Genomic DNA, 19,928 nt, shown 5'->3' with positions numbered 1-19,928 from the left:
CGGCGTGACCATTCTGGAGAACATCCGGGGACCACGCGACCTGAAGGCGCTGTCCGAGGCGGAACTGAGTCAACTGGCCGAGGAGATCAGGGAGTTCCTGATCCACGCGGTCGCCAGGACCGGGGGACACCTGGGGCCCAATCTGGGGGTGGTGGAACTTTCCATCGCGCTCCACCGGGCCTACGAGTCACCGGTCGACCGCATCCTGTGGGACACCGGCCATCAGAGCTATGTGCACAAGATCCTGACCGGGCGTCAGGACTTCTCCAAGCTGCGCGGCAAGGGCGGTCTGTCCGGTTATCCGTCGCGTGAGGAGTCCGAGCACGACGTCATCGAGAACAGCCACGCGTCCACCGCGCTCGGCTGGGCCGACGGGCTCGCCAAGGCCCGCCAGGTGCGGGGGGAGAAGGGCCACATCGTCGCCGTCATCGGCGACGGCGCGCTCACCGGCGGCATGGCGTGGGAGGCGCTCAACAACATCGCCGCCGCCAAGGACCGCCCCCTGATCATCGTCGTCAACGACAACGAACGCTCCTACGCGCCCACCATCGGCGGCCTCGCCAACCACCTCGCCACCCTGCGCACCACCGACGGCTACGAGAAGGTCCTGGCCTGGGGCAAGGACGTGCTGCAGCGCACGCCCGTCATCGGCCCCACCGTCTACGAGGCCCTGCACGGCGCGAAGAAGGGCTTCAAGGACGCGTTCGCCCCGCAGGGCCTCTTCGAGGACCTGGGCCTGAAGTACGTCGGCCCGATCGACGGCCACGACATCTTGGCTGTCGAGTCCGCGCTGCGCCGCGCCAAGCGCTTCCACGGTCCCGTCCTCATCCACTGCCTTACCGAGAAGGGCCGCGGCTACGAGCCCGCCCTCGCCCACGAGGAGGACCACTTCCACACCGTCGGCGTGATGGACCCGCGCACCTGCGAGCCCCTCGCGCCGCCCAAGGCCCCGTCGTGGACCTCCGTCTTCGGCGACGAGATCGCCCGGATCGGAGAGGAGCGCGAGGACGTCGTCGCCATCACTGCGGCCATGCTGCACCCGGTGGGCCTCGGCAGGTTCGCCGAGCGGTTCCCCGACCGGGTCTGGGACGTGGGCATAGCCGAGCAGCACGCGGCGGTCTCCGCGGCCGGTCTCGCCACCGGCGGACTGCACCCCGTCGTCGCCGTCTACGCCACCTTCCTCAACCGCGCCTTCGACCAGCTCCTGATGGACGTCGCCCTGCACCGCTGCGGCGTCACCTTCGTGCTCGACCGGGCCGGGGTCACGGGCGTCGACGGACCCTCGCACAACGGCATGTGGGACATGTCCGTCCTGCAGGTCGTGCCGGGCCTGAGAATCGCCGCGCCACGCGACGCCGACCAGCTGCGGGCCCAGCTGCGGGAGGCGGTCGCGGTGGACGACGCGCCGACCCTGATCCGGTTCCCGAAGGAGTCGGTGGGCCCGGCGATCCCGGCCGTGGACCGGGTGGGCGGCCTGGACGTGCTGCACCGCGACGAGGCGCCCCAGGTGCTGCTCGTCGCCGTCGGCGTCATGGCGCCCGTCTGCCTGCGGGCCGCCGACCTGCTTCAGGCCCGCGGCGTCGGCTGCACGGTCGTCGATCTCCGCTGGGTCAAACCCGTCGACCCCTCCCTGCCGGGCCTGGCCGCCGAGCACCGGCTCGTCGCGGTCGTCGAGGACAACAGCCGCTCCGCCGGCGTGGGCTCCGCGGTCGCCCTCGCGCTCGGCGACGCCGACGTCGACGTACCGGTGCGGCGGTTCGGGATCCCGGAGCAGTTCCTCGCGCACGCCAAGCGCGGCGAGGTGCTCGCCGACATCGGCCTCACGCCCGTGGAGATCGCCGGGCGGATCAGTGCCTGCCTGGCCGCCAAGGACGAGCAGTCCAAGGACGTGCTGTCCCAGGAGAAAGTGAACGCGGAATGACCATCCCCACCGGGCAACGGGAGTTCGACCTCGGCGTGCTCCTGGCCGAACGCGGGGCCGAGCGCTACGAGCTGCACGCGAAGTACCTCAACCACCAGCTTCCGCGCATGCTGCACACCATCGGCTTCGACAAGGTCTACGAGCGGGCCGAGGGCGCCCACTTCTGGGACGCGGACGGCAACGAGTACCTGGACATGCTCGCCGGTTTCGGGGTGATGGGCCTCGGCCGCCACCACCCCGTGGTCCGCAAGGCGCTGCACGACGTGCTGGACGCCCAGCTCGCCGACCTCACCCGCTTCGACTGCCAGCCCCTGCCCGGCCTGCTGGCGGAGAAGCTGCTCGCCCACAGCCCGCACCTGGACCGGGTGTTCTTCGGCAACAGCGGCACGGAGGCGGTCGAGACCGCGCTGAAGTTCGCCCGGTTCGCCACCGGCAGGCCCAGGATCCTGTACTGCACCCACGCCTTCCACGGGCTGACCACCGGGTCGCTCTCCGTCAACGGCGAGGACGGCTTCCGCGACGGCTTCGCCCCCCTGCTGCCCGACACCCCCGTCCCGCTCGGCGACCTCGACGCCCTGGCCCGGGAGCTGAAGAAGGGGGACGTGGCGGCCCTCATCGTCGAGCCGATCCAGGGCAAGGGCGTCCACGAGGCCCCGCCCGGCCATCTGCGCGCCGCGCAGGAGCTGCTGCACAAGTACAAGGCGCTGCTCATCGCGGACGAGGTGCAGACCGGCCTCGGCCGCACCGGCGACTTCTACGCCTACCAGCACGAGGACGGCGTCGAGCCCGACCTGGTGTGCGTGGCGAAGGCGCTCTCCGGCGGCTACGTCCCGGTCGGCGCGACCCTCGGCAAGGACTGGATCTTCAAGAAGGTCTACTCGTCCATGGACCGGGTCCTCGTGCACTCCGCGAGCTTCGGGTCCAACGCGCAGGCGATGGCGGCCGGGCTCGCCGTCCTGTCCGTGATGGAGAACGAGCAGGTCGTCGCGAACGCCCGGGCCGTCGGGGAGCAGCTGAAGTCCCGGCTCACCGAGCTCGTCGACAAGTACGAGATGCTCAGCGAGATCCGCGGCCGGGGCCTGATGATCGGCATCGAGTTCGGCCGGCCCAGCTCGCTCAAGCTGCGCAGCCGGTGGACCGTGCTCCAGGCCGCCCGGAAGGGCCTGTTCGCGCAGATGGTCGTCGTGCCGCTGCTGCAGCGCCACCGGATCCTCACCCAGGTCTCCGGCGACCACCTGGAGGTGATCAAGCTGATCCCGCCGTTGATCATCGGTGAGGCGGACGTCGACCGGTTCGTGGACGCCTTCACCGCGGTGATGGACGACGCACACGGCGGCGGGCTGATGTGGGACTTCGGCAAGACTCTGATCAAGCAGGCGGTGGCGAACCGCTGACCCTCCGGGAGCCGGAGCTTTTGCCTCACAGGCAAGAAACTTGCCGCACAGGCAAGGCTCCGGCTCAATGGAGGCATGAGCTCTCCGGAGACCGATCCCGGCACCGGGCCTGAGGACGGGCCGTCCGAGGACCTGCCCGTCGTCGCGCCACAGCTGCGTGCGCTGCGCCGCCGCGCCGGGCTGACCCTGGAGGCCGCGGCCCGTGCCGCCGGGCTCTCGCCCGCGCACCTGTCCCGACTGGAGACCGGCCGGCGGCAGCCGTCGCTGCCCATGCTGCTGGCGCTCGCCCGTATCTACGGTACGACCGTCTCCGAACTGCTCGGCGAGACCGTCGCCGACCGGGACGCCGTCGTGCGGGCCGCCGACATGGAGCCCACCCGGGCGGGCGGCTGGGCGTACTGGCAGGCGGGCGGGGCCGGACGCGGCATGCAGGCCCTGCGGGTGCACATCCCTTACGGCACCCAGGGCGACATCGTGCGCGTCCACCCGGGCGAGGAATGGCTGTACGTCCTCAAGGGGCGGCTGCGGCTGCGCCTCGGCGACTCCACCCACGTGCTCGCGCCGGGGGACAGCGCGCACTTCGACTCGCTGACCCCGCACCGTCTCGCCGCCGCCGACCACGGCGGCACCGAACTGCTCTTCGTCCACACCCTGCTGCAGAGCCCGACCGCCGCGCTCTGCCTCGGCCCCACCCCTGGAGAGATGCCATGACCGAGCAACCGGAATCCCGCCCCCGCAAGGTGATGGAGGAGAAGTTCCCGCGCGGACTGTGGGTGCGGCTGATCGTCTACATCGCGGTCGGCCACCTGTTCGCCGCTTTCATCTACCTGCTGTTCCAGGTGGGCGCGAAGTGAGCGCCCATCCCGGACCGCGCTTCAGTCCAGCAGCCGGTCGCGCAGCCGCTCCCGCACCGCGGGCGTGATCCGCAGCCCCTTCTCCAGGTAGGTCTCGACACCGCCCCAGGTCTCCTCGACGGTCTCCAGCGCCGCCGCGAGGTACTCGGCGCGAGCGTCGAAGAGGGGGCTGAGCAGCTCCATCACCTCGGGGGAGTACGCGTCGGGCGACGAGCCGTTGCGGCGTACCTTGTAGCGGCGGTGCTTCGCGTTCGACTCCAGGTAGTCCGCGACGATCGCCTCACGCTCGACCCCGAGGGCGAGGAGCGTCACCGCGATCGACAGCCCCGCGCGGTCCTTGCCCGCGGCACAGTGCATCAACGCGGGCACGCTGTCCTCGGCCAGCGCGTGCAGCACCTGGGAGTGCTCGGCCGTGCGCTCCTTGATGATCGTGCGGTACGACAGGATCATCCTGTTCGCCGCCTTGCCGTCGGCGAGCAGCGCGCGCAGCTGCTCCAGGTCGCCGTCGCGGACCATCTTCCAGAACTCGGCGCCGTGCGCCGGGTCGGTCAGCGGCAGGTTGACGTTCCGCACGCCGGGCAGCTCGACGTCCGGGCCCTCCAGCTTCTTGTCCGCCGCGTTGCGGAAGTCGAAGATCGTGTGCAGGCCCAGCGAGGTGAGGAAGGTCGCGTCCCGCTCCGTCGCGTGCGCGAGGTGGCCGCTGCGGAAGAGCACTCCGCGCCGCACCCGCCGGCCGTCCACGGTCGGCAGGCCACCCACGTCGCGGAAGTTGCGTACGCCGGTCAGCTCGGGCTCGGTAGACGGGACCTGCTGCGTCACGAGGGCTCCTCCCATCCGTCCGCCGGCGCTGTTCGCCGGCGGGCCGCGCCTCGACGATACGGCACCGTGTGATCAGGCGATCGTCCCCGGGAGGGCGCACGCGTCGCGGACAGGCGTTGCCCGCGAGGCACCTCACAGCCGATGATGTTGGGGCCTGATCGCACCTGTTCGAATCTGTGGGGGCATGTGATGCTGGAGATCGCCGCGGACGGCCGCACCTGGCTGCTGTCAGGGCCCACGAGCAGCTACGCCCTGCGGCTCGCCGAGGACGACACGCTGCTGCACCTGCACTGGGGCCCGCGGATCACCCTCGCCGACGCCGAGGCGCTCGCCGCCCTGCCGGCACCGCCGTACCGGCCCTTCGAGTCCCCGCTCGACGGCCGCGAGGAGTACCCGGTCGAGGGCGGCCCCCGTTTCGTACGCCCTGCCCTGTCCGTGCGCACCGAGGAGCGCCGCGGCACCGAGTGGGCGTTCGAGGCGTACGAGGCCGACGGCGACGAACTGCGGCTGCGGTTCACCGACGCCGGACTACGGATCACCCTCCACTACCGGATGCGCGGCGACGTCGTAGAGCGCTGGGTGACCCTCGCCAACGACGGCCCCGCCCCCGCCGAACTCCTGCGCGCCGACTCCGCCACCTGGACCCTGCCCGAGCGCGGAGGGTGGCACCTCTCCCAACTGCACGGCCGTTGGGCGGCCGAGTCCCGGCTGGTGCGGTCCGACCTCACCTACGGCGAGAAGGTCATCGGCAGCCGCCGCGGCCACACCGGCCACCAGCACCTGCCGTGGGTCGCGCTCGACACCGGCGCCACCGAGGAGAGCGGCGAGGTCTACGGCTGCGCGCTCGCCTGGTCGGGCACCTGGCGGATCGCCGTGGCCCAGCTCCCGGACGCCCGGGTGCAGATCACCGGCGGCGCCGGGTACGACGACTCGGGTCTGCTGCTCCTTGCGCCGGGGGAGACGTACACCACCCCCGTCTTCGCGGGACTGTGGAGCGACGGCGGCCACGGCGGCGCGAGCCGCGCCTGGCACGCCTACCAGCGCGCGCACATCGTCCCGGACGCCGACCGGGACCGCCCCGTGCTCTACAACTCCTGGGAGGCCACCGAGTTCGACATCTCCGAGGAGCAGCAGGGGGCGCTGGCGCGGCGGGCGGCGGCCATAGGGGTGGAGCTGTTCGTGGTCGACGACGGCTGGTTCGGCACCCGTACCAGTGACCGCGCCGGTCTCGGCGACTGGCGGCCCAATCCGGACCGCTTCCCCTCCGGCATCAAACCGCTCGCCGACTACGTGCACGCCCTCGGCATGCAGTTCGGCATCTGGGTCGAGCCCGAGATGGTCAACCCGGACAGCGACCTCTACCGCGCCCACCCCGACTGGGTGCAGTACCAGCCGGGACGGAAGCGGACGGAGTTCCGCAACCAGCTCGTGCTCAACCTCGCCCGCGAGGACGTCCAGGAGTACCTCTGGGAGCAGCTCGACGCCCTGCTCTCCAGCGCCCCGATCGACTATGTGAAGTGGGACTTCAACCGCTGCTTCACCGACGCCGGCTGGCCCGGCGAGCCTTACCCGCAGCGGCTGTGGGTCGACCACGTGCGCGCCTTCTACGCCCTGCTGGACCGGTTGCGGGCCGCGCACCCCCATGTCGCCTTCGAGTCCTGCTCGGGCGGCGGCGGACGTGTCGACCTGGGCGTCATGAGCCGTACGGACCAGGTGTGGACGTCCGACAACACAGACCCGCTCGACCGCCTCGCCATCCAACACGGCTTCAGCCAGATCCATCCGGCCCGGGTGATGGCCGCCTGGGTCACCGACAGTCCGAACGCGATGCTCAACGGACGGGTGAGCTCGCTGCGCTTCCGGTTCGTCAGCGCCATGGCCGGAGTGCTCGGTGTCGGCGGCGACCTCGCGCAGTGGACCGAGGAGGAGCTGGCCGAGGCGCGCGACTGGGTCGGCCTCTACAAGGAGATCCGGCCCGTGGTCCAGCGCGGTGACCTGTACCGGCTGCGGCCGCCGGCGGGCGGGTTGAGCGCGGTGCAGTACGTCCTCGGCGACGAGACCGTCGTCCTCGCCTGGCTCCAGGCACAGCACTACGGCGAGCCGGTCGCCCCTCTGCGGCTGCGTGGCCTGGACCCGGCGGCGACGTACGAATGCCGGGAAACCGGCGAACTGCACCGCGGTGCGGTCCTTCTGCATCACGGGCTGCGGCCCGCGCTGCGCGGTGACTTCGACGCGACGGTCATCCGGCTGCGCCGGATCTGAATCTGAAAAATGGGCGTGCCCGAATTGACCGATTCCTTGTAACTCGCTCTGGATGAAGGGCTTCTGAAGAACCGACACGTGAGCAGTGTCATACGCGTGACGCTCCGCTGTCGCCATGTGCATGTAATTCGGTGATTGTTCAGGGAAATGGTGAAGCCCAGAGTCGCCGGATCGACGGAGCGTCACCGGGGGCTTCCGGTGAGGACAACGAGAAAGGTGCGCACCGGGAGGCGAACAGTTGTCGCTGCGCGTCCTGTTCGCTTACGTTTCCCATCCATCCGGGCGGAACGCCGAATCCTGCCGCCGTCCGGAGCCCGCACACACACCCATGCCCGGCAGGAGCGGGGGACCCACAGGAACCATGCCTGTTCCGGTCTCCGGAACGGCTAGGGGTAAAGCCGTGCGCGAGCACGGCCGGACATCTCCAGTCCGCACCCGACAGCTCACCTCGCAGGCGCCGGAGAGGAATTCACCATGCCCGCGAAGGGTAAGCACCGCCGTCCCAAGCCCCGGCGTTTCACCCGTTCCCTCGCCGTCGCCGGAACCGGCGGCGCCGCGTTCGCGCTGCCCCTGGTCGGGGCGGCCGGGGCCCATGCCGCCACCCCGGCCTCGTCCGTTGCCGAGAAGGCCGCCATCGCTTCCCAGGAGACCGTCACCGCTTCCCAGGGGACCGCAATCGCTACCGAGAAGGCCGCCACCGCGGTTCCCGTCACCGTGAAGCGGGGCGCGGACCGGGCGACCGGCAGCAGGACCTACACGGTCGAGGCCGGCGACTGGCTGGAGAAGATCGCCCGCGAACAGCACGTCGACGGCGGTTGGCACAGGCTCTACGAGGACAACCGCTCGGCCGTCGGCTCGGACCCGTCGCTCATCCACCCGGGCCTGAAGCTGACGTTGGACGGTGCCCGGGCCGCGACGAGGACGACCACCCCGCCCGCAGCAAAGTCCAAGGCCTCCAGGGCTGTCACGAGGAAGGCCGCCAGGACCGCCACGGTCTCCGCCGGTTTCACCCTGCCCGTCACGGGTGCCGTCCTCGGCACCGGTTACCACGTCGCGGGCGGCATGTGGTCCAGCGGCCACCACACCGGAGTGGACTTCGTCGTCCCGACCGGCACCAGTGTGAAGGCCGTCACCGAGGGCACCGTGGTCGCCGCCGGCTGGGGTGGCGCGTACGGCAACCAGGTCGTCATCAGGCTCGCCGACGGCCGCTACGCCCAGTACGCCCACCTGTCCCACATCTCCGTCGCCGCGGGCCAGACCGTCGCCGAGGGGCAGCAGGTCGGCCGGTCCGGCGCGACCGGCAATGTCACCGGACCGCATCTGCACTTCGAGATCCGCACGACCCCCGACTACGGGTCGGACGTCGATCCGGTGGCCTACCTGCGCTCCCACGGCGTGACCGTCGGCTGACGCCACCCGCCGCGATTTCCGCGAGGCCGGGCCCTGTTGGGGGTCCGGCCTCCGGCGTTCACGCGGTCCCGACAGGAGTGCGACCACGGCCCACAGTGATCGGGAAGCCACTTCCGGATCACCGGGTTCAGCGTCCGGCGGCTCGCCCAACACCCCTGATCGGGGGCGTATTCCTGATCGGCGCAGTTGCGGCGAGTGGTTTATCTCACCGTCCGTCAACCTTTTCCTACGGTCGCGTAGCTCACATCGCAAGGTGAATCATGGACCGATGTGGCAGACGATTCGAAGAATGACAACAGATCAGTGATCGGGTCGTACGTGGCGGTGGGGGACAGCTTCACCGAGGGTGTCGGCGACCCGGGGCCCGACGGGCAGTTCGTCGGCTGGGCCGACCGGTTCGCGGTCCTCCTCGCGGACCGGCGGCCCGAGGGCGACTTCCGGTACACGAACCTCGCCGTGCGCGGCAAACTGCTCGACCAGATCGTCGAGGACCAGGTCCCGAAGGCCGTCGAACTGGCTCCGGACCTGGTCTCGTTCTGCGCCGGCGGCAACGACATCATCCGGCCGGGCACCGACCCCGACGACGTCGCCGAGCGGTTCGAGCGGGCCGTCGCGGTCCTGACGTCCGCCGTCGGCACGGTGATGGTGACCACCGGGTTCGACACACGGAGCGTGCCGGTGCTCAAGCATCTGCGCGGCAAGATCGCCACCTACAACGGCCATGTGCGGGCGATCGCGGACCGGTACGGCTGCCCGGTCCTCGACCTGTGGTCGCTCAAGTCCGTGCAGGACCGGCGCGCCTGGGACGACGACCGTCTCCACCTCTCGCCCGAGGGCCACACCCACGTCGCCCTGCGGGCGGGCCAGGTTCTCGGCATGGAGGTGCCGGCCGACCCGGACCAGCCGTGGCCGCCCCTGCCGCCGCGCGGCACGTTCGAGGTACGGCGCGACGACATCCACTGGGCACGCGAGTACCTGGTGCCATGGATCGGACGGCGGCTGCGCGGAGAGTCGTCGGGGGACCGGGTGGTGGCCAAGGGGACGCTGTCGCCGGACGACATCAGGGTGCGGATCGCGCAGGCGGTGTGAGGCCCGGCCTCCTCCTCCCAGGAGGCCGGCCGTTCAGGCCGAAGCGGGGGTCCGTGGGCGGAGCCCCGGGCCGGTGGCTGGGGGCGGCAGCCCTCAGCCACCGGCCCGGACCGCGCCCTGCCGCCGGTGGCCGCGACCGGGGCGTCCACGCGGTCGATGCCCGCGCCGACGACCTCGGCGGCGACTGCCGAGCTGTCCGACGACGGCGTCGAAGCGCTCGCCGCCGCGGTCCACGGGCGAGGACCTGGGGCTCACCCAGGAGCTGAGCGCGGCGGTCCCGCAGAGCCGGGGCCGCTCATCCGGTCCGTCGGACACCCGCCTACGGAAGCCTCGAAGGAGTCGCCCGCTTCCTGTGGAGGGGCGGCACGGCGGTCGCCGGAGCCGGCCGGAACCGCATGCTCTCGGAGTGACCGCTACCGCGCGGAGGTCGTCCGCCGTTCCTCCACGGGCGGCACGTCGCAGGAGTCCTTGAAGCCCTGGCTCGTCAGTCCGAGCGCGGAGTTGGTGCGCGAGCGCAGGTTCTCCACCGCGACCATCGCCGTCAGCTCAACGAACGCCGGCTCGCCCAGGCGGCCCAGGAGCCGTGCCGCGAGGACGTCGTCGACAGCGGGCGGGGTGGCCGTCATCGCCTCGGCGTACTCCATGACGTCGCGCTCCAGTTCGGTGTACACGTCGCTGTCGCGCCAGCGCGGCACGTCGACCAGCTTCTCGCGCGCCATACCGCGCTCCCGGCTCACCCAGTACCCGAAGTCCATGCACCAGGCGCAGCCGATCGCCGCGGCCGACGCCATCTCGGCCAGCGCCTTCAGGTCCGGGTCCATCTTGTTCCACTTCGCCACCCACTGTTCGAACCGCAGATCGCTCCACAGCACGCGAGGCTGGTGGGCGAGCGCCTTGCCGGGGTCGAGGACCTTTCCGTACGTCCGCTTCGAGTACCACTCCATGATGCGGAAGAAGAGCGTGCGGCGCGGGGTTGTGAACTGCTGCCGCGGAACAGTGCACGAGCGTGATCTGGCGTACGTGAGTGAGTGGGCCGGCCACGGTGCGCGCGGGGGAACGAGGGTTCCCTTATCGCATGGGTGACCTCTTCGGGTGGTGGCGTTGAGTGCGGTGACGGAATTCTGCGGGTCTGGAGGGGGTGGTTTTGGTGGGTGGGCTGCGGGAGGTGGCGGCGCCGTTCGTGGTGCCCGGCCCGTGCGGGGTGGCCGTCCGGGACCGGCTCAAGCAGCTGACCGCGGATGACGAGCGGGTACTGCGTCTGGTCGGCGGCCACCTCGGGTCGCTCGCCTCGCGTGACCTGAAGGCGCGCTGTGCGGCTGGTCTGGATCATGACGGTGGTGCGTGGGCGGAGCGCAAGCGGGTGCTGACCGGGCAGTCGTCTGCGCGGTGGGCGGGGTCGATCACGAAGGCCACCCACGACCGGTGGGCCCTGGCCCGGCGCGCCCAGCTCGCGCATATCCAGGGCCTTCAGGCGCAGGTGCGCGCGGTCGCGCACCGGCTGTCCCTGCCCGTGGGCGACAAGGGCGGCAAGCATGCACCGGGTGGCTACCGCTCACGGCGCGAATGGCATGCGAAGTCGCGCCGCCTGCGCGTCCTGGAAGACCGGCTTCGGGCGGCGCGGGCCGACTGGCAGGCCGGGGTCGTGCATGTCGTACGCGGTGGCAAGCGGCGGTTGAACACCCGCCACCACCTTCAGGAAGCGGGACTCACCGAGGCCCGGTGGCGTGCCCGGTGGGAGGCCGGGCGCCGGTTCCTGCAGGCCGACGGGGAGTCGGGGAAGCGGTACGGCAACGAGACCATCCGCGTCACCCCCGACGGAGAGGTGAGCCTCAAACTCCCGGCCCCGCTCACCCACTTGGCGAACGCTCCGCACGGCCGGTACGTGCTCACCGCGCGGGTGGCGTTCGCGCACCGGGGCGAGCAGTGGCGCGACCGCATCAGCGTCAACCGGGCCGTCGCCTACCGCATCCACGAAGACCCGGTACGCGGCCGCTGGTACCTGACCGCCTCCTGGACCCTCCCCCCCGGCCACGACCGTGCCGCTCGCGGCGGCCCGCGCGAGGGGGATGGTCGGGGTGGACACCAACGCCGACCACCTCGCCGCCTGGCGCCTGGATGCCCACGGCAACCCCATCGGCGCACCGTTCCGGTTCGGCTACGACCTCACCGGTACCGCCTCCCAACGTGACGCCCAGGTCCGCCACGCCCTGATCCGTCTGCTGCACTTCGTCCAGCGCCACGGTCTCGCGATCGCGGTCGAGGATCTGGACTTCAGCGCGGACAAGACCCGCGAGAAATACGGGCGGCGCAAGCGGTTCCGCAAGCTGATCTGCGGCATGCCCACGGCCAGGTTGCGGGCACGGCTGGTGTCGATGGCCGCCGAACTCGGCATCCCCCTGATCGCCGTCGACCCCGCCTACACCTCCAAGTGGGGCGCGCAGCACTTGGCAGAAACCCCTGACCACGACCACCCGTACAACGACGCGCCACGACGCTGCTGCCGTGGCGATCGGACGACGCGCCCTCGGGCACCCGATCCGGCGACGGACGGCACCGCCCCTCGACGACCGGAGTGATCGTCGCGGGCATCGGACCGCCCAGGCCGGACCAGGCACCCCAGAGCGTGAGGGAACCCGCCCCCGCATCCCCGGCCCACGGACACGATCCCTGTCACCGGACGCGGAGCGAAGGCGGGCGACCAGGACATCCAACACCGTTCGGGATGTCCGCAGTGACCAGGCATGGGTCCAAGACCCACTCCTGCTCACTGGTTAGGAACGGTCAGGGAGATACGGGCCATGGGGCACCTCCAGTGCGTCGTTCCCGGGCGCTCAGTGCCGAGCGCCCACACGGGTACGACGGACCGGCGCGCACGGATGTGACATGCGGCGCGCACGGATGTGACATCCGGCCGGCGCGGCGAGTCGCGAACGGGACGGACGCCGCCGTGTGACATGGCCGACCCGGCACTGCCGTACGGGCCGACCATAATGAGGACCTCACCCACTCCACTGGAGGTGCCGTGACCGGTTTCGGTCCCCTGAGCTCCGGGCTCCGCGCGCTGCGACCCACCGCCTTCGGCGTGGATCCCAGCGGGGAGCGCCTTGCGCGCATCCGCAGATCACCGCACTTCGCGGACGGCGCCTTCGTGAACCCGGAGGGCACCCGGACCCGCCCCTCCGGCGGGTCCGCGCTGGAGCTGGCGAAGATGTACTTCCGCAAGGAGGACCGCGCCCGCCGCGCCCCGGCCGGCCCGATCCCGGTGCACCCGACGACCTACGCCGACCTGGCCAAGCCCCCGGCGAGCGGGCTGCGACTGACCTGGATGGGTCACTCCAGCGTGCTCGCGGAGATCGACGGGCACCGGGTGCTGTTCGACCCGGTGTGGGGGCAGCGCTGTTCGCCGTTCGACTTCGCCGGACCCAAGAGGCTGCACCCGGTGCCGCTGCCGCTGGCCGCGCTCGGCCCCGTCGATGTCGTCGTCATCTCCCACGACCACTACGACCACCTCGACCTGCCCACCATCAAGGCCCTGGCCGGCACGGACACCGTGTTCGCGATACCGCTCGGCGTCGGCGCCCACCTGGAGCACTGGGGTGTGTCCGCGGACCGCCTGCGCGAGCTGGACTGGCACGAGTCCACGCGGGTCGGCGGCCTCACGCTGACCGCCACCCCGGCCCGCCACTTCTGCGGCCGCGGCCTGCGCAACGGGCAGCACACGCTGTGGGCGTCGTGGTCCGTGGCGGGCGACGAGCACCGCATCTACCACAGCGGCGACACCGGCTACTTCGAGGGATTCAAGGACATCGGCGCGGCGCACGGCCCGTTCGACGCCACGATGATCCAGATCGGCGCGTACTCCGACTTCTGGCCCAAGAACCACACGGATTCTACGCCGCTGCCCGGTGCGTGGCCGGACATTCACATGTCGCCGGCGCAGGGGGTCCAGGCGCACCTTGACCTGCAAGGGGGCAGGCCGCATGGTGTGTTGCTGCCGATCCACTGGGGGACGTTCAACCTGGCTTTCCATGCGTGGGCGGAGCCGGGGGAGTGGACCAGGGACGCGGCTGAGGAGGTCGCGCAGGCTGTTGCTTCTCCCCGGCCTGGGGAGCCTTTCGAGCCGGCGGGGCATGTTCCCACGGGCCCGTGGTGGCGGTCCGTGTCCGGCCCGATCGCTCACCCGTGGCGCCGGCCGCGGCCGGTGGTGTCGGCTGCCGCTGAGGAGCGGAGCGAGGATCTCGACTTCGCGGGTGACGTGTGACACCGGGCGAGCATGAGATCGGCCCGCTCATAGAGATGTTGAGCCGGGTGTTCCGGTCCTGAGTATGACCGCGTGATCCGTGCGTTGGACGGGCCGCCTCGCAAGGAACCCTCGGATCCCTTTCGACAGTTCAAGGCCCCTGCCGACGTTGGATGGCTCGGCGCGGTTTTCGGTCCGAACGCACGTCGTGAGCCGCGGGGATGATGATCAGTGGCCGACCAACCGGTGACCTGACCGCAGCCCGTACCCACATGGTTGTGTCCGTACTACCCGATCACAGCCACGTGGAAGTACTCCCGTAGGCCTTCCTCCTTGGCACACTTGACGGACAGTTCGGTCAGCAGCCGGTTGATCGCGTCAGACACGACCTCGGCCCTCTGCTGCGTGACCTCACCGACGCGCAGGGGATCGCTCATGGAGGCGGACTGGTCCACGAGGAAGATGAAGCAACCCTGATTGGTCCGGCTGATCTCTGCTGTGTATGGCACTGCGCCCCCCTTGCTTCGAAGAGGATCACCATATCGAATGACCAGCACTTTCACATTGCCTTCACGGTCTAACGTCTGGAGAGGTGACCGCCGGTCACATGCAGTTCCACAGGTCGTCCGACATGAGCCCCAACAGCTTGATGGCCTCACGCCGGAGGGTCTGCTCGACAACGGTCGGAGCCAAGTGCTCCTCGGAGTCGTGGAGGACGTTCCCGACTTGTTTGGTGTCCAGGATTCAGGGTCAAGGCCCGGATACTGTGGCGCTGCACGTTGCATGAGCCGCGAGACGGCGAAGGCTCGACCGTCGGCGGGGGCCCGTAACTGGAACCGGCGGAGTGGGCGAGGGACGTGGCCGTGAAGGCCGGTCAGACCATCGCGTTCCCGGCCGGGCCAGCCGTTCGAGGCAGGCGGGGAGATCCCGACGGACCCGTGGTGGCGTACGGTATCCGCACCGCTCCCGCGGCCTTGGCGCCCCCATACCGTGCCAGCGGCTACCTCCACGGCCGGGCTGAAGTCGGCGGGGGAGCGGTGAGCATGGCGGCGGACGACCTGGCTGTCCTGGTCCAGATGCTCTCGGACATGGCACCCGAGAAACGCACACGCGTCCCGGATGCGGTCGACGGCCGCCACCGCGAGCGAAAGACGCCCGTGGAGCGGCATTTCGTGCCGTTGCCGACGCGAGGATCCGCGTCATGGTGCTTGGACTTTCACGTCCGGCAGGCGCCTGAGGAGGGCGCTGTCTCCTCAAGTACCTCGCAACGCCGAACGAGTCCCGACCGGTAGGCTGCGCCACGAGACAGAGTGTCCACCGATCTCGGAGAGCTTCACTACGGGGTTGTCCGCTCCGGTAGCGTTGAAGCAATCCGGTCGGTGGACTCACGGCTGGGGCAATCAGTAGGAAAACCGGCGGCAGGTGCGGCTGGGGGACATCGGCAGAGGAACCAGACGATGGCCACGGTCTACCGCGTGGTGACCATGAACGACGAAGGCCAGGAGCAGAGCGCTCGGTACTTCGATGTGGACGGCCGGGAGATCGATGATCCCCGGCTGTCCAAGGGGCGTATTCCTTCCCAGCATCGGCAGCCTGTGGACCCGCCTGTGACTTCCGAGCCGGGGTCCGGGACGGAGCAGGTATCACCCGTTCCCAGGACCGTCGTGTTCGACCCGGTGTGGTGGGAGGATCTGAGGGGTTGCGCGGCTGTATTCCTGCCGGGCGATCCCCCGCGCTCCGGACGGATCGCTTTCCACGCCCAGGGTGGGCGGCTGCCGGCCGGTGCTCCCACCGAAGAGCTCCTGGTGGTCCTGCCGCACGGTCGCGGCGGGCGGCGACGGACCGTTCCCGCGGTGGTGTGCTCGCTTGCCGACGTTCTGCCGTTGCTGCTGGACGAGCCGCCGGAGCGGCTTACCGCGACAGGGGTCGCATGGCGCCACGCGGCCCTCTACGCGCTGCACATGGCCGGCCGGGGACTGTTGCTGCCCGGGCTGAGTGCCGGCGGGTACGACGCGTGGAGGCTGGGGCCGTTCTCGCAGGAGGACGCCGGCTGGGTACAGGCATTGGCCGGATCCCTTGACCCCGCCGCGTACGCGACTCCGTTCGAGCAGGCCGGACGTGGACGTACTCCGCTGCTTCTGCCGCATCCGTACGACCGGCTGCGTCTGTTCCTGGACGCGGTGGCGGACTTGCTGCCGCGCACGCCCGCCGCTGCCGCCGCTGCCGGGCAGGCCGCTTTCGCCGGTCGGGACCCCAGGCATCTGCCGGGGCTGTGGGGCTGGGCCGTCAAGCTCGCCGACGGCCGGGACGCCGGTGTCCGGCTCTCTCTCCGGCTTGAACTGCCGTACATGGAGGGGTACTTCGACAGCGCCGACGACGGCACGGGCGCGGGCGCTGCGGACCGCCTCGGAGCGGTGGTGCGCTGTGTGCCCCAGGTGCGCTCGCTGGCGGATCCGTTGCTGCTCGCCGACCTGGCCGAGGTGCGGCGTGGGACCGTGGACGGATTCGGTCCGCGTGACCGTGCGCGGGTCGATGCGACGCTGCGTGCGGCCGCCGAGGTCTGGCCCGTACTCGCCGGACTGCGGGAACCGGCCGGGCAGGACGCACTGGACGTGGACGACGACGCCTTTCGCGCCCTGCTGGACGACGGCATTGGTGCCCTGGCACGGGTGGGTGTGGCGGTGCACCTGCCGAAGGACCTGGTCCGGGACCTCGTCGTACAGGCAGTCGTCGAGCCCGGGAGCGGTTCGCCGGACGAAGAACCGGAAGGATCGGGCTTCTTCACACCCGACGCGCTGCTCTCCTTCCGCTGGGAGCTGGCGGTGGGGGACCGCACTCTCACCCCTGCGGAGCTCGACCGGCTGGCACAGGCCGGGCGCTCGCTGGTGCGGCTGCGGGACCAGTGGGTCGTCGTCGACGAGGCGCTGGTACGCAAGGCCCGGAGCCGGCCACGCGAATTGGGCGCCCTGGAGGCACTGACGGCCGTTCTCACGGGCGAGGTGGCGGGCGGCGACGGATCCGTCACCCCGGTGCGGCCGAACGGATGGCTTACCATCCTTCGTGACCGGCTGACCGCACCGGAGCACGCCGCGGATGCCGAGCTGCTGCCTCCCGCCGGGCTGGAGGCCACCCTACGCGGGTACCAGCTGCGTGGGCTGGCCTGGCTCGACCGGCTCACCCGCCTCGGCCTGGGTGCTTGCCTCGCGGACGACATGGGGCTCGGCAAGACGATCACCGCCATCGCCCTCCACCTGCGCCGACAGGAGGATCCGAGGACGGCCTACGGCCCCACCCTGGTGGTATGTCCCGCCTCGCTGCTCGGCAACTGGGGGCGGGAGATCGACAGGTTCGCGCCCGGTGCGCCCTGGCGCCGCCATCACGGACCCGCACGCGACCTCGGCGACATCCGGCCCGGGGAGATAGTCCTCACCACCTACGGCACCCTCCGCCGCGACCTGCCCGACCTCTGCGAGGCCGGACCGTGGGGACTCGTCATCGCCGATGAGGCGCAGCACGCCAAGAACCCCGCCTCGGTCACCGCCAAGGCCATGCGCGCCCTCCCTGCCCAGGCCCGGGTAGCGCTCTCCGGCACACCGGTGGAGAACAACCTCACCGAACTCTGGTCGCTCCTGGACTGGGTTACGCCCGGTCTGCTCGGCCCGCTCACCGCCTTCCGGGACCGCTACGGCCGGGCCGCCGAACGCGCCGCCCGCGGCAGCCAGGCCGAGGCCGACGCGGCGGCCGCCGAACGGCTCGGCCGCCTCATCCGCCCCTTCGTGCTGCGCCGCCGCAAGACCGACCCGGGCATCGCGCCCGAACTGCCGCCCAAGACCGAGACCGACCACCCAGTCCGGCTGACCCGGGAACAGACAGTGCTGTACGAGGCACAGGTACGGGAGTCGATGGACGAGATCCGCAACGCACAGGGCATCACCCGGCACGCCCTGGTCCTCAAACTCCTTACTGCCCTCAAGCAGATCTGCAACCATCCCGGCCACTACCTGAAGGAGGACACGGCGGCCCGCCTCACCGGACGCAGCGGCAAGCTCGAACTCCTCGACGAACTGATCGACGTCCTCCTGGCCGAAAACGCTTCCGTGCTGGTCTTCACCCAGTACACGCGGATGGCGCGGATGCTGGAGGCGCACCTGGCCCGGCGCGGAGTGCGGACGCTCCTGCTGTACGGCGGGACACCGGTGCACCGCCGCGAGGAGATGGTCGACGCCTTCCAGAGAGGTGAGGTCCCGGTGTTCCTGCTCTCCCTGAAGGCAGCCGGCACCGGCCTCAACCTCACCCAGGCGTCCCACGTCGTCCACTATGACCGCTGGTGGAATCCCGCTGTCGAGGACCAGGCCACCGACCGCGCCTACCGTATCGGCCAGACCCAGCCGGTCCAGGTCCACCGCTTGATCACCGAAGGCACCGTCGAGGAGCGCATCGCACAGCTCATCTCGTCCAAGCGCGACCTGGCGGACTCGGTTTTCGGCGGAAACCGGCGGGAGGCCGCGATCAGCGATCTGACCGACGACGAACTCGCCGACCTGGTCGCCCTGCACACCACCACCGACCGGAGCAGCCGATGAGCCGCAACGGCACAGGGAAGCGCCCCGTTGATCTGGTCCTCCCGAAGCCTCCGCCGGTACCGGGACAGCGGAAGCTGACGGACGGGCCGTGGGGCATCCTGTGGATCACCGCCCTGGAAAGTCCCCGCAGACGGGACTCCGGGCACGCGGCCAGGCTCGACCGTGCCCGCACCTACGCCCGGCGCGGGGCGGTCGGAGACATCACCGTACGCGCGGGCGAACTGTCCGCCCGGGTCACCGGCAGCGGCCGCCGTCCGTACAAGGTCACGCTCCGCGTTTCCGAACTGCCCGAGGCGGAGGCGGACCGGCTGCTCGAGTCATGGACGGACGACGTCGACGCAGCCGCCGAACTGTCCCGCGGGGAGCTCGGCGAGGCAACCGCGCGCGTCACCGTCGCCGAAGACATCGCCCTGGTACCCAGACCCGGCCTCATCGACTACGAATGCACATGCCCCGACTGGGGCTTCCCCTGCAAACACGCGGCAGCGGTCTCCTACCAGTACGCCCGGGCCGTCGACGCCCGCCCCGACGCCCTCCTGCTGCTCCGCGGCCACCACTTCGACTTCGTGTGTGAGGAAGCAGCGCTCCGGTGCGCCGAACGCGAAGCCGCCGCTGCCGAACAGGCCGCCGAAGAAGCGGAACTGATCAGGGCGGGCGCGGCTCGCGGAGTCCCGGCCGGCGAGGCGTTCGCGCGGGCCAGGCAGGAAGGCGGACTGCCTCCCCTGCCGGAGCTTCCCGCCCCGGCGACCGGGCCCGTCACCGTCGGACCGTTCCCGGATCCGGGCCACGAGGACAGCCTTGTCGCCCCCGACCGGCTGCGCACACTGGCCGACGACGCGGCCCACCGTGCCGCCGACGCCTACAGCCACGCGGTCGCCACCGGAGGCACCCCCGCCGCCCGGCTCTGGCTCGACACCGACCCCTGGCTGGACACCGTCCGGCGCGCGGCACGAGCGGACGGCGATCCTCGCGTCGTCGGCCGCCTGCTGAACAGTTCAGACCGGGCGCGCGCCCGGCTCGCGCGGGCCAGCACCGCCTGGAAACACGGCGGCCAGCCCGCACTTGCCGTCCTCGACGGAGGCCAGGTGCCACCGCGTGCCGCGGAGACCGCGGCACGCGAACAACTCCTCACCCGACCGCTTCCCGGCCTGCCCGGCCCTCCCCTGTTGCGCCGCACCGGCGGCCGCCTCCAATTGGTCGGTCACGATGTCGAGTTGCGGTACGGACCGGACGGTCACTGGTACCCGTTCCGGAAGCAGTCCGGCCAGTGGTGGCCAGCCGGCCCTCCCTCCCAGGACGCCGGGGAGGCTGTGCTGCCAATCCTGCCGGGGACATGACCGGCCGGATCAGCTCCGA

Annotated in this window: 13 protein-coding genes, 1 pseudogene and 1 riboswitch; of the genes and pseudogenes, 11 read left to right on the top strand and 3 right to left on the bottom strand. The window is 70.9% G+C overall.

The genetic code is table 11. The features are described 5' to 3' along the window. Positions 1 to 4 precede the first annotated feature (4 nt). From dxs to AB0N14_RS14970, 4 genes are all read left to right on the top strand, one after another. Complete coding sequence (gene dxs / locus AB0N14_RS14985) at positions 5 to 1,921, top strand: 1-deoxy-D-xylulose-5-phosphate synthase (RefSeq protein ID WP_366026061.1); 1,917 nt, start codon at positions 5 to 7, stop codon at positions 1,919 to 1,921. Further along, positions 1,918 to 3,315, top strand: a complete 1,398-nt coding sequence (locus AB0N14_RS14980; RefSeq protein WP_366026060.1) for an aspartate aminotransferase family protein — start codon at positions 1,918 to 1,920, stop codon at positions 3,313 to 3,315. Before dxs ends, AB0N14_RS14980 begins: the two co-directional genes overlap by 4 nt. Positions 3,316 to 3,390: 75 nt before the next feature. Continuing rightward, positions 3,391 to 4,026: an XRE family transcriptional regulator gene (locus tag AB0N14_RS14975; protein ID WP_366026059.1), complete on the top strand. Its 636-nt coding sequence runs from the start codon at positions 3,391 to 3,393 to the stop codon at positions 4,024 to 4,026. Continuing rightward, entirely contained in the window at positions 4,023 to 4,169 is a 147-nt protein-coding gene (locus tag AB0N14_RS14970; RefSeq protein ID WP_366026058.1) for a DUF6126 family protein, read from the top strand. The genes AB0N14_RS14975 and AB0N14_RS14970 overlap by 4 nt, the downstream gene beginning before the upstream one ends. Positions 4,170 to 4,190: 21 nt before the next feature. On the opposite strand, the gene AB0N14_RS14965 is transcribed toward AB0N14_RS14970, so the two are convergent. Further along, positions 4,191 to 4,988: a tyrosine-protein phosphatase gene (locus AB0N14_RS14965; RefSeq protein WP_366026057.1), complete on the bottom strand. Its 798-nt coding sequence runs from the start codon at positions 4,986 to 4,988 to the stop codon at positions 4,191 to 4,193. 189 nt (positions 4,989 to 5,177) lie between these two features. On the opposite strand from AB0N14_RS14965, the gene AB0N14_RS14960 reads away from it, so the two are divergent. From AB0N14_RS14960 to AB0N14_RS14950, 3 genes are all read left to right on the top strand, one after another. After that, positions 5,178 to 7,250: an alpha-galactosidase gene (locus AB0N14_RS14960; protein WP_366026056.1), complete on the top strand. Its 2,073-nt coding sequence runs from the start codon at positions 5,178 to 5,180 to the stop codon at positions 7,248 to 7,250. Positions 7,251 to 7,563: 313 nt separating this feature from the next. Further along, positions 7,564 to 7,720, top strand: a riboswitch (cyclic di-AMP (ydaO/yuaA leader). A 4-nt stretch (positions 7,721 to 7,724) separates the two neighbouring features. Continuing rightward, positions 7,725 to 8,660 (top strand): peptidoglycan DD-metalloendopeptidase family protein, encoded by a 936-nt coding sequence (locus AB0N14_RS14955; RefSeq protein ID WP_366026055.1) that lies wholly within the window; start codon positions 7,725 to 7,727, stop codon positions 8,658 to 8,660. Positions 8,661 to 8,963: 303 nt separating this feature from the next. After that, positions 8,964 to 9,749, top strand: coding sequence for an SGNH/GDSL hydrolase family protein (locus AB0N14_RS14950; RefSeq protein ID WP_366026054.1), 786 nt, complete (start codon positions 8,964 to 8,966; stop codon positions 9,747 to 9,749). A 413-nt stretch (positions 9,750 to 10,162) separates the two neighbouring features. On the opposite strand, the gene AB0N14_RS14945 is transcribed toward AB0N14_RS14950, so the two are convergent. Then, a complete protein-coding gene (locus tag AB0N14_RS14945) occupies positions 10,163 to 10,693 on the bottom strand; it encodes a carboxymuconolactone decarboxylase family protein (RefSeq protein WP_366026053.1) in 531 nt (176 codons plus the stop codon). Positions 10,694 to 10,896: 203 nt separating this feature from the next. Between AB0N14_RS14945 and AB0N14_RS14940 the strand changes: the two are divergent. Then, a pseudogene (locus tag AB0N14_RS14940) lies at positions 10,897 to 12,524 on the top strand (IS200/IS605 family accessory protein TnpB-related protein). 247 nt (positions 12,525 to 12,771) lie between these two features. Continuing rightward, positions 12,772 to 14,010: an MBL fold metallo-hydrolase gene (locus AB0N14_RS14935; protein WP_366026052.1), complete on the top strand. Its 1,239-nt coding sequence runs from the start codon at positions 12,772 to 12,774 to the stop codon at positions 14,008 to 14,010. A gap of 266 nt (positions 14,011 to 14,276) precedes the next feature. Here AB0N14_RS14935 and AB0N14_RS14930 read toward each other — a convergent pair whose 3' ends face one another. Beyond that, positions 14,277 to 14,498, bottom strand: coding sequence for a hypothetical protein (locus tag AB0N14_RS14930; protein ID WP_366026051.1), 222 nt, complete (start codon positions 14,496 to 14,498; stop codon positions 14,277 to 14,279). 948 nt (positions 14,499 to 15,446) lie between these two features. Between AB0N14_RS14930 and AB0N14_RS14925 the strand changes: the two genes are divergently transcribed. Both AB0N14_RS14925 and AB0N14_RS14920 read left to right on the top strand, forming a co-directional pair. Then, positions 15,447 to 18,572 carry a DEAD/DEAH box helicase gene (locus AB0N14_RS14925; RefSeq protein ID WP_366026050.1) on the top strand — a complete coding sequence of 1,042 codons (3,126 nt, stop codon included), beginning with the start codon at positions 15,447 to 15,449 and terminating at the stop codon, positions 18,570 to 18,572. Next, positions 18,569 to 19,909, top strand: a complete 1,341-nt coding sequence (locus AB0N14_RS14920) for an SWIM zinc finger family protein (protein WP_366026049.1) — start codon at positions 18,569 to 18,571, stop codon at positions 19,907 to 19,909. The genes AB0N14_RS14925 and AB0N14_RS14920 overlap by 4 nt, the downstream gene beginning before the upstream one ends. Positions 19,910 to 19,928: the final 19 nt, after the last annotated feature.

This window comes from Streptomyces sp. NPDC051104 (assembly GCF_040682835.1).
GTDB classification, from domain to species: Bacteria; Actinomycetota; Actinomycetes; order Streptomycetales; family Streptomycetaceae; genus Streptomyces; species Streptomyces cynarae.
This window is presented reverse-complemented; position numbering and strand designations above follow the sequence as displayed.

Coding starts and splice junctions, on each gene's coding strand:
- AB0N14_RS14980 (WP_366026060.1), top strand. CDS start 1,918: ATGACCATCCCCACCGGGCAACGGGAGTTCGACCTCGGCGTGCTCCTG.
- AB0N14_RS14975 (WP_366026059.1), top strand. CDS start 3,391: ATGAGCTCTCCGGAGACCGATCCCGGCACCGGGCCTGAGGACGGGCCG.
- AB0N14_RS14970 (WP_366026058.1), top strand. CDS start 4,023: ATGACCGAGCAACCGGAATCCCGCCCCCGCAAGGTGATGGAGGAGAAG.
- AB0N14_RS14960 (WP_366026056.1), top strand. CDS start 5,178: ATGCTGGAGATCGCCGCGGACGGCCGCACCTGGCTGCTGTCAGGGCCC.
- AB0N14_RS14955 (WP_366026055.1), top strand. CDS start 7,725: ATGCCCGCGAAGGGTAAGCACCGCCGTCCCAAGCCCCGGCGTTTCACC.
- AB0N14_RS14945 (WP_366026053.1), bottom strand. CDS start 10,693: ATGGAGTGGTACTCGAAGCGGACGTACGGAAAGGTCCTCGACCCCGGC.
- AB0N14_RS14925 (WP_366026050.1), top strand. CDS start 15,447: ATGGCCACGGTCTACCGCGTGGTGACCATGAACGACGAAGGCCAGGAG.
- AB0N14_RS14920 (WP_366026049.1), top strand. CDS start 18,569: ATGAGCCGCAACGGCACAGGGAAGCGCCCCGTTGATCTGGTCCTCCCG.